The sequence below is a fragment of the Pseudomonas sp. 910_21 genome (assembly GCF_052850735.1).
In genome coordinates this window covers 166159-181836 of record NZ_VXCY01000010.1, presented here as the reverse complement: position 1 = coordinate 181836, position 15678 = coordinate 166159, and the positions used below count along the sequence as shown (strand labels likewise).

Annotated in this window: 15 protein-coding genes; 10 read left to right on the top strand and 5 right to left on the bottom strand. The window is 61.2% G+C overall.

Going from position 1 to position 15678, the window contains the following annotated elements; translation table 11 throughout:
• Positions 1 to 166 precede the first annotated feature (166 nt).
• Together FW796_RS27655 and FW796_RS27650 are read left to right on the top strand one after the other, a co-directional pair.
• Positions 167 to 646 (top strand): Lrp/AsnC family transcriptional regulator, encoded by a 480-nt coding sequence (locus FW796_RS27655; protein ID WP_102865370.1) that lies wholly within the window; start codon positions 167 to 169, stop codon positions 644 to 646.
• A 104-nt stretch (positions 647 to 750) separates the two neighbouring features.
• Positions 751 to 960 (top strand): DUF2788 domain-containing protein, encoded by a 210-nt coding sequence (locus tag FW796_RS27650; protein WP_003228500.1) that lies wholly within the window; start codon positions 751 to 753, stop codon positions 958 to 960.
• On the opposite strand, the gene FW796_RS27645 is transcribed toward FW796_RS27650, so the two are convergent.
• The 4 genes from FW796_RS27645 to FW796_RS27630 form a co-directional block, all read right to left on the bottom strand.
• Positions 955 to 1521, bottom strand: a complete 567-nt coding sequence (locus tag FW796_RS27645) for a pseudouridine synthase (protein ID WP_346635696.1) — start codon at positions 1519 to 1521, stop codon at positions 955 to 957. The two genes, FW796_RS27650 and FW796_RS27645, sit on opposite strands and share 6 nt — an antisense overlap.
• Before the next feature lie 146 nt (positions 1522 to 1667).
• Positions 1668 to 3140 carry an AMP nucleosidase gene (gene amn / locus FW796_RS27640; protein ID WP_346635681.1) on the bottom strand — a complete coding sequence of 491 codons (1473 nt, stop codon included), beginning with the start codon at positions 3138 to 3140 and terminating at the stop codon, positions 1668 to 1670.
• 134 nt (positions 3141 to 3274) lie between these two features.
• On the bottom strand, positions 3275 to 4927 hold the full coding sequence (locus FW796_RS27635) for an acyl-CoA dehydrogenase family protein (protein WP_446440401.1): 1653 nt from the start codon (positions 4925 to 4927) through the stop codon (positions 3275 to 3277).
• A gap of 74 nt (positions 4928 to 5001) precedes the next feature.
• Positions 5002 to 7368: a hybrid sensor histidine kinase/response regulator gene (locus FW796_RS27630; RefSeq protein ID WP_346635695.1), complete on the bottom strand. Its 2367-nt coding sequence runs from the start codon at positions 7366 to 7368 to the stop codon at positions 5002 to 5004.
• Between the two features lie 290 nt (positions 7369 to 7658).
• Between FW796_RS27630 and FW796_RS27625 the strand changes: the two genes are divergently transcribed.
• From FW796_RS27625 to FW796_RS27610, 4 genes are all read left to right on the top strand, one after another.
• Entirely contained in the window at positions 7659 to 8456 is a 798-nt protein-coding gene (locus FW796_RS27625; protein WP_042941299.1) for a hydroxymethylpyrimidine/phosphomethylpyrimidine kinase, read from the top strand.
• Between the two features lie 18 nt (positions 8457 to 8474).
• Positions 8475 to 9098 carry a thiamine phosphate synthase gene (gene thiE, locus FW796_RS27620; protein WP_346635679.1) on the top strand — a complete coding sequence of 208 codons (624 nt, stop codon included), beginning with the start codon at positions 8475 to 8477 and terminating at the stop codon, positions 9096 to 9098.
• A 32-nt stretch (positions 9099 to 9130) separates the two neighbouring features.
• Positions 9131 to 10414 carry a glutamate-1-semialdehyde 2,1-aminomutase gene (gene hemL / locus FW796_RS27615; protein ID WP_446440400.1) on the top strand — a complete coding sequence of 428 codons (1284 nt, stop codon included), beginning with the start codon at positions 9131 to 9133 and terminating at the stop codon, positions 10412 to 10414.
• A gap of 220 nt (positions 10415 to 10634) precedes the next feature.
• Positions 10635 to 11189 carry a tetratricopeptide repeat protein gene (locus tag FW796_RS27610; protein ID WP_253127814.1) on the top strand — a complete coding sequence of 185 codons (555 nt, stop codon included), beginning with the start codon at positions 10635 to 10637 and terminating at the stop codon, positions 11187 to 11189.
• 47 nt (positions 11190 to 11236) lie between these two features.
• Here FW796_RS27610 and FW796_RS27605 read toward each other — a convergent pair whose 3' ends face one another.
• Positions 11237 to 11563, bottom strand: a complete 327-nt coding sequence (locus FW796_RS27605; RefSeq protein WP_007927079.1) for a DUF1820 family protein — start codon at positions 11561 to 11563, stop codon at positions 11237 to 11239.
• Between the two features lie 134 nt (positions 11564 to 11697).
• Between FW796_RS27605 and miaB the strand changes: the two genes are divergently transcribed.
• The 4 genes from miaB to FW796_RS27585 all read left to right on the top strand — a co-directional run bounded on the left by miaB (position 11698) and on the right by FW796_RS27585 (position 15582).
• The gene (gene miaB, locus FW796_RS27600; RefSeq protein WP_221810687.1) at positions 11698 to 13026 is read left to right on the top strand and encodes a tRNA (N6-isopentenyl adenosine(37)-C2)-methylthiotransferase MiaB; all 1329 of its coding nucleotides are present in this window, start codon (positions 11698 to 11700) and stop codon (positions 13024 to 13026) included.
• Between the two features lie 200 nt (positions 13027 to 13226).
• Complete coding sequence (locus tag FW796_RS27595) at positions 13227 to 14246, top strand: PhoH family protein (RefSeq protein ID WP_346635677.1); 1020 nt, start codon at positions 13227 to 13229, stop codon at positions 14244 to 14246.
• Positions 14239 to 14697, top strand: a complete 459-nt coding sequence (gene ybeY, locus FW796_RS27590; RefSeq protein ID WP_446440399.1) for an rRNA maturation RNase YbeY — start codon at positions 14239 to 14241, stop codon at positions 14695 to 14697. The genes FW796_RS27595 and ybeY overlap by 8 nt, the downstream gene beginning before the upstream one ends.
• A gap of 45 nt (positions 14698 to 14742) precedes the next feature.
• On the top strand, positions 14743 to 15582 hold the full coding sequence (locus FW796_RS27585) for an HlyC/CorC family transporter (protein WP_011063653.1): 840 nt from the start codon (positions 14743 to 14745) through the stop codon (positions 15580 to 15582).
• Positions 15583 to 15678 lie beyond the last annotated feature (96 nt).

The window sequence follows — 15678 nt, the reverse complement described above, 5'->3', positions numbered from 1 at the left end:
TCGGCGGGCCGCAGTGGACTCTATGTCCGGGCAGTGATTCTGGTGATAAGAATAGGCCTGGGCCGGCGACAGAGGATTGCGAAGATTGCTTGCAAAAACACCTCTTGCGCAATTTTTAACTCAAGATAGATAATTAAACGCAATACTTATGACAAAGGCCTGATTGATGAGCAAACTCGACCGCTATGACCTGAGTATTTTGGCCGAATTGCAACGCGATGCCCGCATCTCCAACCAGGAACTGGCCGAGCGCATCGGACTGTCGCCCTCGCCCTGCTCGCGCCGGGTCAAGCAACTGGAAGACGACGGTTATATTTCCCGCCAGGTCGCCCTGCTGGACCGCAAGATGCTCGGCCTGAGCCTCACCGCCTACGTACTGATCGGCATGGACCGGCACACACCGGAACGCTTCGAGAATTTCGAAGCGGCCATCCGCAGCCTGCCCCAGGTACTGGAGTGCAGCCTGGTGACCGGCGTGGACGCCGACTACCAGCTCAAGGTGGTGGTGCCGGACATGGATCACTACCAGAAGCTGCTACTTGGCCACCTGACCCGCATCGACGGCGTGACCAGTGTGCGCTCCAGTTTCGTGCTCAATCAGGTGCTCAACAGCACCGAACTGCCCCTGACCCATCTGCGCAGCTGAAAAGCGGCTGTGGCGACGTAACGCAGGCAGATCAATGCTCGGCCAGTATCCCTTGGCGTATACTCGCCCGGCATTTTTTGCCCTGTCTGCAATGGAGATGATCGATGGACCCAGCAGTATTCGAAGAGTGGATGATGACCGGTCTGGTCAGCATCCTGATCATATTCATGGGTTTCATCGTCTGGGACCTGGCCAAGAAGTCCAAAGCCGGACGCTTCGGCTCCTTTATCCTGTTCTTCGTGCTGGGCCTGGGCGTAGCCGCCTTCATCATCAAGAGTGTGGTGATCGGCCTGATCGAGTCCGGCGCTCTATAAGCGCGCCGGCACCTCCTTCCACTGGCCCTGATCCAGGCCATCCAGGGTCCAGTCGCCAATCCTGACCCGCACCAGCCGCAAGGTCGGCAGGCCGACGGCCGCGGTCATGCGCCGCACCTGGCGATTGCGCCCTTCTCGAATCACCAACTCCAGCCAACTGGTGGGCACGCTCTTGCGAAAGCGCACTGGCGGATTGCGCGGCCACAGCTCTGGTTCTTCCAGCTGCCGTGCCTCGGCCGGCAGGGTCATGCCGTCGTTCAACTCCACCCCGTCACGCAGGCGCTGTAACTGCTCAGCGCAGGGTTCGCCTTCAACCTGCACCCAATACGTCTTGGCCAACTTGTGCTTGGGATCGGCGATTCGCGCCTGCAACTGCCCGTCATTGGTCAACAGCAGCAACCCTTCGCTATCGCGGTCCAGGCGCCCGGCCGGGTAGACCCCGGGAATGGCGATGAAATCCTTGAGCGTCGCTCGTCCCTCGCCATCACTGAACTGGGTCAGCACGTCGAAAGGCTTGTTGAACAGGATCAGCTTCGGCTCGGCCGGTGGCGCCTTGGCCACGCGCTTGGAGGGGGAAACGGAAAACGGCTTCGCGCCAGGGCGACGGGAAGCAGGACGGGACGGACGGGACATGGGATCAGGAACATTCAGCGATCAGGACCGACAATGCTAGTGGCCTGATCGCCAAATGGCCATGGATTAAACGCTTAGCGGAAAGGCGGCTCGTCGAAGCTGCGCAGTTTGCGCGAGTGCAGGGAGTTGAGCTCACTGCGCATCAGGTCCACGGCTTCGATACCGATCTTCAAATGCTGGCTGACCGCCCGCTCGTAGAAGGCATTGGCCGCCCCCGGCAACTTGATCTCGCTGTGCAGGGGTTTGTCCGAGACACACAGCAAGGTGCCGTAGGGCACCCGCAGGCGATAACCCTGGGCCGCGATAGTGCCGCTTTCCATGTCCACCGCCACGGCCCGGGACAGGTTGATCAACGGACGCTCCTCGGCCCAGCGCAACTCCCAGTTGCGATCGTCGTAAGTCAGGACCGTGCCGGTGCGCAGGCGCTTCTTCAGTTGCTCGCCCTTCTCCCCGGTGACATTGGCCGCCGCTTGCTGCAACGCCAGCTGGACCTCGGCCAGGGCCGGGATCGGAATGTTCGGCGGCACTACGCGATCAAGAATGCCGTCGCGACGCATGTAGGCGTGAGCAAGGACGTAATCGCCGATGGTCTGGGACTGTCGCAGCCCGCCGCAGTGGCCAATCATCAGCCAGCAATGAGGGCGCAGCACCGCCAAGTGGTCGGTGATGTTCTTCGCATTGGACGGGCCGACGCCGATATTCACCAGGGTCACACCGTGGCCATCGCTGGCCTGCAGGTGATACGCCGGCATCTGGTAACGATGCCAGACCACACCGGCGGCGATTGCCGAAGCCTCGCCGTGATCCATGCTCTTTTCAATGATCACGTTGCCCGGCAGGACCATGCGCACAAAACGCGGATCGCTGCGCAGTTGCTCCAGGCCATGGACGATGAACTGGTCGACATAACGGTGATAGTTGGTCAACAGGATCCACGGCTGCACATGACGCCAGTCGCTGCCGGTGTAATGCACCAGGCGCCGCAGAGAGAAATCGACCCGCGCCGCATCGAACAGCGCCAACGGCAGCGGGTGAGTGTTTTCCCAGTCGTAGAGGCCATCGGCGATACCGTCGGTGGCAGCCGACAGGTCGGTGCTGGGGAACACCCGGGCCAGCGCCGCAGCCGTCACACCGGAACCGGCCAGCTCGTCGCCTTGCTCCACCACGTAGGGATAGGGGATGTTCTGTTCGCTGACGCCCACTTCCACCGTGACGGTGAAGTCGTGCATCAGGGGGACCAACTGCTCGAGCAGGTAGTTACGGAAGGCGGCGGGATGAGTGACGGTAATACTGTAGGTGCCCGGCAGCTGAACCTTGGCATAGGCTCGGGTGGTCTGCGGGACTTCGCCGTGGCACTGGTAGGTCAGGCGCAGTTCGGGGTAGCGAAACAGCGCTCTTTGCGCGGCATCCGGCTCGACCCGGTCCTTGAGGTAACGCTTGAGCGCCTGGCTCAGCGCCGTGGTGGCCCGCTCATGCAAAGCGGCAAGCCGATCCACGGCTTGCTCGGCGGTTTGAACGACAATAAAAGCTTCGGTCACGATAAGCATCCTGTGTTCTGATCTTGCAGGCGTTCATCTTGCCTGCAACACCGTCCCACGGGAACAGCGGAGTTGTAGGAGCCGGCGTGCCGACGATCGCGGCGGCAAGGCCTCTTCGCCGGCAAGCCGGCTCCTACAAAAGGTCAGAAGCCTTGAGGCGTGGAGCGGGCAACAATGGCGGCCACGTCCAACCCGCGAGGCAAGGTACCGTAGACCCGACCGCTCTGCCCCCCAAGACGGCTGGCGATAAAGGCGTCGCTGACCACCTCGTTACCAGCCTCCAGCAACAGCTTGGCCTGCAGACCCAGGGCAATGTCCTCGGTCAGTTGGCGGGCCCGGTACTGGATGTCGCCGGTGTCCTTGAAGCTGTCCTTGAGCGCCGCAATATGCGCCGCCAGACGCCGCTCGCCATGCCCATCCCCCAGCTCGGCAAACAACACATCCAGCACCCCGGGTTCTTTCGACAGGGCTCGCAACACATCCAGACATTGCACGTTACCGGAGCCCTCCCAGGTGGAGTTCACCGGCGCCTCGCGGTACAGCCGCGGCAGGATGCTGTCTTCGACATATCCGGCGCCACCCATGCATTCGGCGGCCTCGTTGATCATGGCCGGGGCGCGCTTGCAGATCCAATACTTGCCCACTGCCGTCACTAGCCGAGAGAACTTCGCTTCCTGGGCATCGTCCTGATGATCCAAGGCTCGTCCCATGCGCATGCTCAAGGCCAGGGCCGCTTCACTTTCCAAGGCCAGGTCGGCCAGCACGTTCTGCATCAGCGGCTGCTCACTAAGCACCCGCCCGCCGACGCTGCGATGGGCACAATGATGGCTGGCTTGGGTCAAGGCCTGGCGCATCAGCGAACTGGAGCCGACCATGCAGTCGAAGCGCGTCATGGCGACCATTTCGATAATGGTGGGTACGCCGCGCCCTTCTTCACCGATCATCCAGGCCAGAGCGCCACGGAACTCCACTTCGCTGGAAGCATTGGAGTGGTTGCCCAGCTTGTTCTTCAAGCGCTGGATATAGAACTGGTTGCGGCTGTCATCCGGGCGATGACGGGGCAGGAGGAAACAGGTCAGGCCCTTGTCGGTCTGAGCCAGGGTCAGGAAGGCATCGCACATTGGCGCCGAGCAGAACCACTTGTGTCCCACCAGTTCATAAGCCTGCCCCGGCCCCGGAGCCCCCACCGGATAGGCTCGGGTGGTGTTGGCGCGAACGTCGGTCCCGCCCTGCTTCTCGGTCATGGCCATGCCAATCGTCAGCCCGGTCTTGTGCTGCATGCCAACATTACGCGGGTCGTACTGGGTGGCGAGGATCTTCGGCAGCCACTGCTCGGCGATGTCCGGCTGCAGTTTCAGCGCCGGCACGCAGGCAAACGTCATGGTCAACGGGCAACCGCTGCCAGCCTCGGCCTGACTGTGCAGATAGGTCATGGCGGCGCGGGCTACATGAGCGCCCGCTTGTGCTTCGGTCCAGGGCAGCGAGGTCAGCCCGCCCTCGATGGCCGCCTGCATCAACTGGTGATACGCCGGGTGAAACTCCACCAGATCGATCCGGTGACCAAAGCGGTCGTGACTGGAAAATACCGGCTTGTTCTGATTGGCCAGGAACCCCGCCTCCATCAACGGACCACCCGCCAGGGCGCCATAGGCGTCGACCCGGGATTCGGCCCAGCCGGCATCGAAGCGCCGCATCCATTGCTGCAGCGGCAGGTCGATCCGATAGAGGTTGGCGCCGTCCAGGGCGGGCGGCTGGTTGGTGACTTCGTGGGTTTCAGCGAACTGGTGGAGGTTCATTGCAGGACTCCTTCAGGGTGTGCCAAGACCCCAGTTAAGCACCCGCTCCACCCCGAACAAAGTGGCATATCCGCCTAAATGTCGGCACTTTCGCCCTGCTCAACACAAAGTACCCACTTCAACAGCGCCGCTTGCAGTGCCTCGAATTTCACCGGTTTGCCAAGACAGTCGGCCCCTGCTGTCGCCGCACAACCTTCAGTACCAGGAACGCAGGCCAGCAAGATGGGCAGGTGGGCGTATCCTGGCATTGCCTGGGCCTGAAGACGAAATGCCCCCAGTTGCGCTGCAGTGATCTGGCCATCGATCAGCACCGCGCTGACGAGTTCACGCCCCAGCAGTTGCAGCGCATCCGTGGGGCTGCCAACGGTGCGCACTCGGTATCCCAGCTTGAGCAGCATGCCTCGTACCACAAGTTGATCAACGTCGTTATCGTCCATCAACAGCACGGTACAGTCCTGGGGCGCACGCCGATGAAGGGTTACCGGCGCCCGAGGAATCGGCTCCTGGGCATCGAACTCCACCAGCAAGCGGAAACAACTGCCCTGGCCAGGCGTGGACTCATGGGTCAACTGCCCGCCCAGCAAGTCCACCAATTGCCGGCAGATCGCCAGGCCGATGCCCAATCCGCCGTATTCACGCGTCATGGAGCCGTCAAGCTGGAAGAAACGCTGATACAGCGTTGCCTCGTCCAGATTGACGAAACCTATCCCGCTGTCGATCACCTCAAAGCTCAGACTCACCCGCTCGGTCGAAACAGACCGGGTGACCACCCGTAACACCACGCCACCGGAATGGGTGAACTTGACGGCGTTTTCCAGCAGGCACTCCAGGCAATGGCTGAGCTTGCAGCGATCCCCCTGCAAGCGGTCGGGCAACCCGGCGCTGAGGTCGACCTGAAAGGACAGGGACTTGGCCGCAGCGCTGGCGCCGAACTGGGTTTGCAGTGCACTCAGCAACGAACGCAGGCTGAACGGCTGGCGCTGGGCGCTGAGCTTGCCGGCTTGCAGTTCGGTCAGGGTGAGGATGCCGTTGACCATGCGCATCATGTCCCGCGCCGAGCCAGCGGCGGTCTGCTGGTACTGCTCCATCTCTGGGTCCAGTTCCAGGGTCTGCATCAGTTCAAGCGAGCCAATGACACCGTTCATCGGCGTGCGCAGCTCGTGGGTCAAGGTGGCCAGGAACTCGTCCTTGAGACGGTTGCTGTGAGCCAATTGCTGGTTCAGCACTTCAAGCTTCTGCCCGGCCTCAAGCAGAGTCTGGGCCTGTTGCTCGCGCATCGAATTGATCCGGTCGGCCAGAGCCAGGGACAGCAGCGCCACCTCGATCGCCGAGCCGATCTGGCTGGCGTACATGGTCAGGAATACGTTCGGCAGGTAACCCAGCACCATCAACGTGTTGATCACCCCTCCAAACAAAAAAGCCGACCAGGCAATGATGAAGTAACGCGCCACCCGCAATCCGCGACACCAGGCGACGATCCCCGCCACATAGATCACCACGGTAAACAGCAGCGCCAGAGTGGTGGCCAGGCGCAAGGCCAGGGCGTAGCTGGTCATCAGTGACAAGGCCATGACCAGCGCCCCAAAAGCCATCAGCGCCAGCAACACGCGATCAACCCAGGGACTGTGCCGGGAGGTCTGCAGGAAACTGCGAGCAAACTGACTGCCGAACAGTCCTGCGGCGCCGATGAAGAAGGGTGTCGCCGCATTGGCCCACCATGGACTGTTGGGCCAGAAGTACTCCACTGCGGCACCGTTGACCGACAGTTGATAGAGACCGAACGAAGCGATGTAGACGATGTAGTAGAGGTAGCTGGTGTCGCGCACGCTGAGGTAGATGAACAGGTTGTACACCAGCATGCCCAGCAACACCCCGTAGATCAGCCCCAGCACGTAGAGGCGCACTGGCTGCGCCTCGAGGTAGGCCGTGTTGGACCAGAGGCTCAGCGGTGCCTGGATCGAACCTTCACTGGCCAGGCGCAGATACAGGGTCTTGTGTTCATGGGGGGAGAAACTCAGGTTGAACAGGTAGTTGTTCTGGCGGATCTGCCGACTGTCGAACGGCAAGGCATCGCCGGTGCGCTCCGCCAGACGAAAACCACCGGTTTCATCGGGGACGTACAGGTCCAGGTGGTCCAGGGGCGGATAGGCCAGCTCCAGCAACCAGTTGCGCTGCGCCGTGGGATTGCCGGGGTGATATTGGAGGTCGATCTTCAGCCAGAAGGCCGAACGTGAATAGCCGGCATTGAGGGTATCTTTATCGTGGGGTTTGAAGTGCTCAGCCAGAGGCCCCGAACTGACATCGGCAATTGTCGCTTCGCCACCCACGTCTTCGAGTACTTGCATCACTCGGCCCAAGGGCAGGCGTTGAGTGAACTCGTCGAACTCGACGGCGCCAGCCAGCATCGGCAAGCTCAACAGCAACATCAGCAAATAGCGCATAAAGCCCCAGCGTGGCTTGTCCGGTGGTGTCAGGAAGTCCCCCATTTCCCTTGAGCAGACGCAAGACCGGCATGACCTGTTATTGGTTTGAATGCACTCTAGCATAGCCGCTGATGGCCAATGAACACCATTGAAAATTTTAGTCTAAAGGCTCTAGAACGGGCCTTTCAGCGCAATCCAGCGAGCTAGAGCTGTTGCATCGGTCAAGAAGATCGAACACGGCAAAGCGACAACTTGCATTGCGCGCCAGCCGCCGCGAAAAAAAGCGTTTGGTGGTAAGCTCGCCGCCCATGAATATCTACAGCTCTCGCCCCGTTGTCCTCTGTCTCTCCGGCCACGACCCTAGTGGTGGCGCCGGCTTGCAGGCAGATATCGAAGCCCTGCTGGCTCAGGGTTGTCACGCAGCTCCGGCTGTCACCGCCCTGACCGTGCAAGACACGGTCAACGTCAGCGATTTCCGCGTTCTGGATCGCGAGTGGGTATTGGCCCAAGCCAATGCCGTGCTCAACGACTCCACTGTCGCCGCGGTCAAGCTGGGCATGCTGGGCTCCCTGGAGATGGTCGACACCGTGGTCGAACTGCTCCAGGCGCACCCGCACCTGCCCCTGGTGTGCGATCCGGTGCTGCGCGCCGGCGGCGGCGGCCGACTGGGCAAGGATGAAGTGGGCTACGCCATGCGCGAACGCCTACTGCCCCTGGCCACCATTGCCACTCCCAACCTTCCCGAAGCCCGAATTCTTGCGGAACTGCCCGAAGGCAGCGCCGACCAATGCGCCGAAAAACTCCTGCCGTTCGTCAAGCACCTGCTGATTACCGGCGGCCATGGCGATGAACACGAAGTGCACAATCGTCTGTACAGCCGCGACGGCCTGCGCGAGACGTACACCTGCCAGCGCCTGCCCGGCAGCTACCACGGCTCCGGTTGTACCCTGGCCAGTGCCCTGGCCGGGCGCCTGGCACAAGGCGAACACTTGGCCAGTGCGGTGAAGTCTGCCCTGGATTACACCTGGCGCACCCTGCGCGACGCCGAGCAACTGGGCCGTGGCCAGTTCGTGCCGCGCCGCTTGCCGTTGGATTTCTGCTCGTAATGTCATGAGGCCCGCTCAATGAAACTACGTGGTCTGTACGCCATCACCGACAGCCAGCTGTTGGCCGGCAAGTTCCTGAAGTACGTGGAGGCGGCGCTGGAAGGCGGCGTCACCCTGTTGCAGTACCGCGATAAAAGCGACGACCAGGCCCGCCGCCTGCGGGAAGCTGAAACCCTGCTGACCCTGTGCGAACGCTACAAGACCCGCCTGATCATCAACGATGACGCCGAGCTGGCGGCACGCATCGGTGCCGGCGTGCACCTGGGCCAGACCGACGGCCCCCTGACGCCGGCCCGCGCCCTGCTGGGGCGCCAGGCAATCATCGGCTCCACCTGCCATGACCAGTTGCCGCTGGCCGAGCAAGCGGCCAAGGAAGGCGCCAGTTATGTCGCCTTCGGCCGCTTCTTCAACTCAACCACCAAACCCGGCGCGCCCACTGCCAGCCTGGAGTTGCTGGATCAGGCCCGGGCCAGCCTGCATCTGCCGATTTGCGTGATTGGCGGCATCACCCTGGAAAACGCCGCCCCCCTGGTGAGCCACGGCGCTGATCTGCTGGCGGTGGTCCACGGCCTGTTCGGCGCCGAGAGCGCTGCAGAAGTGACACGCCGCGCCCGCGCCTTTAACGCCCTGTTTAATCTTTGAATAGCCCACTGCCGATTTTTGAGAGCCCGATCATGTCCCGTTCCGAAACCCTGTTTGCCAACGCCCAGAAACACATCCCTGGTGGCGTCAACTCGCCGGTCCGCGCCTTCAAGAGCGTGGGCGGCACCCCGCTGTTCTTCAAGCACGCCGAAGGTGCCTACGTCACTGACGAAGACGACAAGCGCTATGTCGACTATGTCGGCTCCTGGGGCCCGATGATTCTCGGCCACAGTCACCCGGACGTGCTGGACGCGGTACGTAAGCAACTGGAGCATGGCCTGTCCTACGGCGCCCCCACCGCCATGGAAACCGAAATGGCCGATCTGGTGTGCTCCATCGTTCCCTCCATGGAAATGGTGCGCATGGTCAGCTCCGGCACCGAAGCCACCATGAGCGCAATTCGCCTGGCCCGGGGCTTTACCGGCCGCGATAGCATCATCAAGTTCGAAGGCTGCTACCACGGCCACTCCGACAGCCTGCTGGTCAAGGCCGGTTCCGGCGCTCTGACTCAAGGCGTCCCCAGCTCTGCCGGTGTACCTGCGGCTTTCGCCAAACACACCCTGACCCTGCCCTTCAACGACATCGCAGCAGTGCAAAAGATGCTGGCTGAAGTAGGCCAGGAAGTGGCCTGCATTATCGTCGAGCCAGTGGCCGGCAACATGAACTGTGTGCCACCGGCGCCAGGCTTCCTCGAGGGGCTGCGCACCCTCTGCGACCAACACGGCGTAGTGCTGATCTTCGACGAAGTGATGACGGGGTTCCGTGTCGCTCTCGGCGGCGCCCAGGCCCATTACGGTGTGACTCCAGACTTGTCCACCTTCGGCAAGATCATCGGCGGCGGCATGCCGGTGGGCTGCTTCGGCGGCAAGCGCAAGATCATGGAACATATCGCGCCCCTGGGTCCGGTCTACCAGGCAGGCACCCTGTCCGGCAACCCGCTGGCCATGGCTGCCGGCCTGACCACCCTGCGTCTGATCAGCCGCCCGGGCTTCCACGCCGAACTGAGCGACTACACCAGCCGCTTGCTCGAAGGCTTGCAGCAACGCGCCGATGCCGCGGGCATTCCGTTCGTCACCACTCAGGCCGGCGGCATGTTCGGCCTGTACTTCAGTGGCGCCGACGACATCGTCACCTTCGACGACGTGATGGCCAGCGATGCCAACCTGTTCAAGCGCTTCTTCCACCTGATGCTGGAAGGCGGTGTTTACCTGGCGCCAAGTGCCTTCGAAGCCGGTTTCACCTCGATCGCCCACGGCGAGGCCGAGCTGCAACTGACTTTGGATGCAGCAGAACGCGCATTTGCCGCCTTGAAGTAAGCGCTGTAAGGCTGGCGTGGTGATCAACCATGCCAGCTTCGTGCTTTACTCGAACTTTCCCTTGGCAAAGGGGGAAATACTCAGCAAACCGGCGGATATCGCGGCCACGCAGCAGAAAAACGAGTAAAGACTTTGTAAGGTTGGCCCTGCTTATTTCATAATGCGCGCTTATTGGACCCCTCGCCGGGTCCGCGCGCCCCTCAGAGGTAAGTCGATTCCCATGAACCGCACCGGCCGCGCCCTGACATTGGGCTGCCTGTTGCTCCTTCAGCCCCTGCTCGCGCACGCACAAGCAGGCGGCAACTCGTTGTTGATCCCAGCGATGGGTCGCTGCACCCTCGATCCCCAGGCACAGGAACAGGCCGAGGCGCTAGCCGCGTGCCAGAAAGCCGCCGATGAAGGGGATGCACAGGCGCAATACGAGTTGGGTGAGTTCTACTACGAGGGCAAAGGCGCGCCGCGAGACCTCAATCAAGCCCTGAGCTATTTCGAAAAGGCCTCCTTGCAAGGCCACGCTCAGGCGCAGTTCAAGCTCGGCACCATGTTCTTCCACGGCGAAGGCGTGCCGGCCAACAACGTTCAAGCCTACATCGTGCTGAAGATGGCTGCGGTCAACGGTGCCGAAGACGCCCTGGACACCGCCGACGAAGTCGCCGAGCACATGCAGCGTGACGAACTGGAAGTCGCGACCCAGGTGCTGGGACAGATTTTCCGCAAGTACCTGATGGAACTGCAGAGCGCCGATGGGCGTTCGCCTTTCTCGCCACTGCCGTAACACCTTCGTGCCATTCGCCGGCAAGCCGGCTCCTACGCAAACCAGGCTTATTTTTCGGGCATTGGCATTGGGAACGGCATGACGTTGCTCACGCCACGGGCTTCGCTGATCTTCGGCGTGCCCAGGCGCTCCACTTCGTCGATACGCACAATCGAATGCATCGGCACAAAACTGCGCACAACGCCTTCGAACTGAGCCTTGAGCTTTTCTTCACTCGGATCGACGACCACTTGCGTGCGCTCGCCAAAGACGAACTCTTCCACTTCCAGGAAACCCCACAGATCACTTTGATAGATCTGCTTGGCGTACATTTCGAACACCTGGCCCTGGTTGAGGAAAATCACCTTATAGATTGGGGCTTCACGTTTGGTCATGGTGGGCGGGCAACACATCGGGGGACAAAAATAGGGCGCGAACTATAGCATAGCTACCCGATGCGCAACGCTAGGAACCTGTGGGCATGGACCCTATAATGCGCGGTTCTTTGAATCACGTGAGACCGAGGTCCATGGCCAAGAAGCTTTACATCGAAACCCACGGCTGCCAGATGAACGAGTACGACAGCTCGCGCATGGTGGATCTGCTGGGTGAACATCAGGCCCTGGAAGTCACCGCTCGTGCCGAAGACGCTGACGTCATCCTGCTCAATACCTGCTCCATTCGTGAACGCGCCCAGGACCGGGTGTACTCCCAACTGGGGCGCTGGCGCGAGCTTAAGCTGGCCAACCCGGACATGGTGATCGCCGTCGGGGGTTGCGTGGCCAGTCAGGAAGGCGCGGCCATCCGTGATCGGGCGCCCTATGTGGACGTGGTCTTCGGCCCGCAGACGCTGCACCGCCTGCCAGAAATGATCGACGTCGCCCGCGCCACCAAGCTGCCGCAAGTGGATGTCTCGTTCCCGGAAATCGAAAAATTCGACCACCTGCCCGAGCCGCGCATCGACGGCCCCAGCGCCTATGTTTCGGTGATGGAAGGCTGCAGCAAGTACTGCACCTTCTGCGTGGTGCCCTATACCCGCGGCGAAGAAGTCAGCCGCCCATTTGACGACGTGATCGCCGAGATCATCCACCTGGCGGAAAACGGTGTTCGTGAAGTCACCTTGCTGGGCCAGAACGTCAACGGCTACCGGGGTCAGACCCACGACGGACGTATGGCGGACCTGGCCGAGCTGATCCGCGTAGTCGCCGCGGTCGATGGTATCGAACGAATTCGCTACACCACATCGCACCCTCTGGAATTCTCCGACAGCCTGATCCAGGCTCATGCCGAAGTACCAGAGCTGGTGAAACACCTGCACCTGCCGGTGCAATCGGGCTCGGACCGCATTCTGGCGGCGATGAAACGCAACCACACGGCTCTGGAATACAAATCCAAACTGCGCAAGCTACGGGCGGCAGTTCCGGGCATCTGCATCAGTTCGGACTTCATCGTCGGCTTCCCGGGCGAGACAGAGAAAGACTTCCAGCAGACCATGAAGCTGATCGAGGACGTAGGTTTCGACTTCTCCTACTCCTTTGTCTACAGCCAGCGCCCAGGCACCCCCGCCGCCGACCTGGCCGACGACACACCGGAAGCGCTGAAGAAGGAGCGCCTGAATGCGCTGCAGCATCGCCTGAACCAGCAAGGGTTCGAGATCAGCCGACAAATGGTCGGCTCGACCCAACGTATTCTGGTCACCGATTACTCCAAGAAAGACCCTGGCGAATTGCAGGGCCGTACCGAGAACAACCGGATCGTCAACTTCCGTTGCGACAATCCCACACTGATCGGCCAGTTCGCCGACGTGCACATTGACTCGGCGCAGCCCCATTCGCTGCGCGGCTCGCTGTTATCGTAAGAACTGAACTTGTGTAGGCACTGGCTTGTGTAGGAGCCGGCTTGCCAGCGAAGAGCCCCTCAAGAGCACCTTCGCCGACAAGTCGGCTCCCACGAAGAAAGCACCACCGGCCATTGCTCCGTATAAGAGCTTTCGCACCCAGGCCGCTGGCGTTATCCTTGAATTCATCTTAATTGCCGTTGGGCGGCTAAAAAACGACCTTGAACGCACCCATAGAACCTCATCGTTTCATCCTCGAGCCCTTCGAGGCTCGCCGCTTCGCCAATCTGTGCGGGCAATTCGACGAGCATTTGCGCTTGATCGAGCAGCGCCTGACGATCGAGATCCGCAACCGCGGCAATCAGTTCGAACTGATCGGCGAACCCAAGCACACCACCTCCGCGGAAAATCTTCTGCGCCGTCTCTACCGGGAAACCAAGGGCACCGAGCTATCGCCGGACCTGGTGCACCTGTTCCTCCAGGAATCCGCCGTGGAAGAGTTGGACAACCCATCGGTGGCCGATGCCGCCGTAGCCCTGCGCACCAAGAAGGGCATGATTCGCCCTCGCGGCCTGAATCAGCAGCGCTATGTGAAAGAAATTCTCGGCAATGACATCAACTTCGGCATTGGCCCGGCCGGTACCGGCAAGACCTACCTCGCCGTGGCCTGCGCCGTAGATGCCCTGGAGCGTGAGCAAGTGAGGCGCATCCTGTTGGTGCGGCCAGCCGTGGAAGCGGGCGAGAAGCTCGGCTTCCTGCCCGGCGATCTGGCACAAAAAATCGACCCGTACCTGCGCCCGCTATATGACGCGCTGTATGAAATGCTCGGTTTCGAACAAGTGGCCAAGTTGATCGAGCGCCAGGTCATCGAGATCGCGCCCCTGGCCTACATGCGCGGCCGGACCCTGAACAACAGTTTCATCATCCTCGACGAAAGTCAGAACACCACCGTGGAACAGATGAAAATGTTCCTCACCCGGATCGGTTTCGGCTCCACCGCAGTGATCACCGGCGACATCACCCAGGTCGACCTGCCCAAGGGCACCAAATCGGGCTTGGCCCAAGTGATCAACGTGCTCAAGGATGTACCCGGCATCAGCTTCACTCACTTCATGCCCAAGGACGTGGTGCGCCATCCACTGGTGCAACGCATTGTCGAAGCCTATGAGCGCTTCGAGCTGCGAGCCGACGATGAGGCCGCCAAGGCTTCCGCCGACAGGGGCAACCGCCGCGATGCTTGAGCTTGACCTGCAACGCGCCAGCCAGCAGCCGGCCCCCAGCGATGAAGAGTTCCGCCAGTGGTGCGAGCTGGCTCTGCGCCAGCGCACGGCCGACTCGGAACTGACCATCCGCCTGGTGGACGAAGACGAAGGCCGTGAGCTGAATCACACCTGGCGTCACAAAGATTACGCAACCAATGTGTTGTCATTTCCTGCCGACGTGCCAGATGAGCTGCTGGATATCCCTTTGCTGGGGGATTTAGTGATCTGCATTTCGGTGGTCGAACGCGAGGCCGCCGAACAAGGCAAGGAACTTAAGGCCCATTGGGCCCATCTGGTCATTCACGGCTGCTTGCATCTGTTGGGTTACGACCATATAGATGATGACGAAGCCGAAGAAATGGAAGCGCTGGAACGAACGTTGCTTGCTGAACTGGGTCATCCCGACCCTTATGCAGACGACGAAAGCTGATCAACAACATCCACCTGTAATAACCAAGGATTCAGAGCAATCGCTATGAGCGAAGATCGATCGAGCAACGGGCAAAAGTCATGGCTGGGCAAACTGACCCAGGCTTTTGCCCATGAGCCGAAAAACCGCCAGGAGCTGCTGGAGCTGCTGCGCGAAGCCCATCAGAACAAATTGCTGGACAGCGAAGCGCTGGCCATCGTCGAAGGCGCCATCCAGGTAGCTGACCTGCAAGTCCGGGACATCATGGTTCCGCGCTCGCAGATGATCAGCATCAAGGCGACCCAGACACCACGGGAGTTCCTGCCTGCGGTCATCGATTCGGCGCACTCGCGCTACCCGGTGATCGGTGAAAGCCATGACGACGTGATGGGCGTCCTGCTGGCCAAGGACCTGCTGCCGCTGATCCTCAAGGAGAACGGCGACAGCTTCAACATCAAGGATCTGCTGCGCCCGGCGACCTTCGTCCCCGAGTCCAAGCGCCTGAACGTGCTGCTGCGCGAGTTCCGCGCCAACCACAACCACATGGCCATCGTCATCGACGAATACGGCGGAGTGGCAGGCCTGGTGACCATCGAAGACGTGCTGGAACAGATCGTCGGCGACATCGAGGACGAGCACGACGTCGAGGAAGACAGTTACATCAAACCGCTTCCCAGCGGCGACTTCCTGATCAAGGCGCTGACGCCGATCGAGAACTTCAACGAGTTTTTCGACAGCGACTTCTCCGATGACGAATTCGATACCGTCGGCGGCCTGGTGATGAGTGCTTTCGGCCACTTGCCAAAACGCAACGAAATCACTGAAATCGGCGCCTATCGCTTCCGCGTGCTCAACGCCGACAGCCGGCGGATTCATCTGCTGCGCCTGACCCCCATCTCCCGCTAGGGACAAGGGTCATCAGCCCTCCCCCGCACAGAATCATCGTCCCAAGGCCAACCACCAGGCCCCGGGACGACAGATCTCGGGGGCGGACTGTCAAAC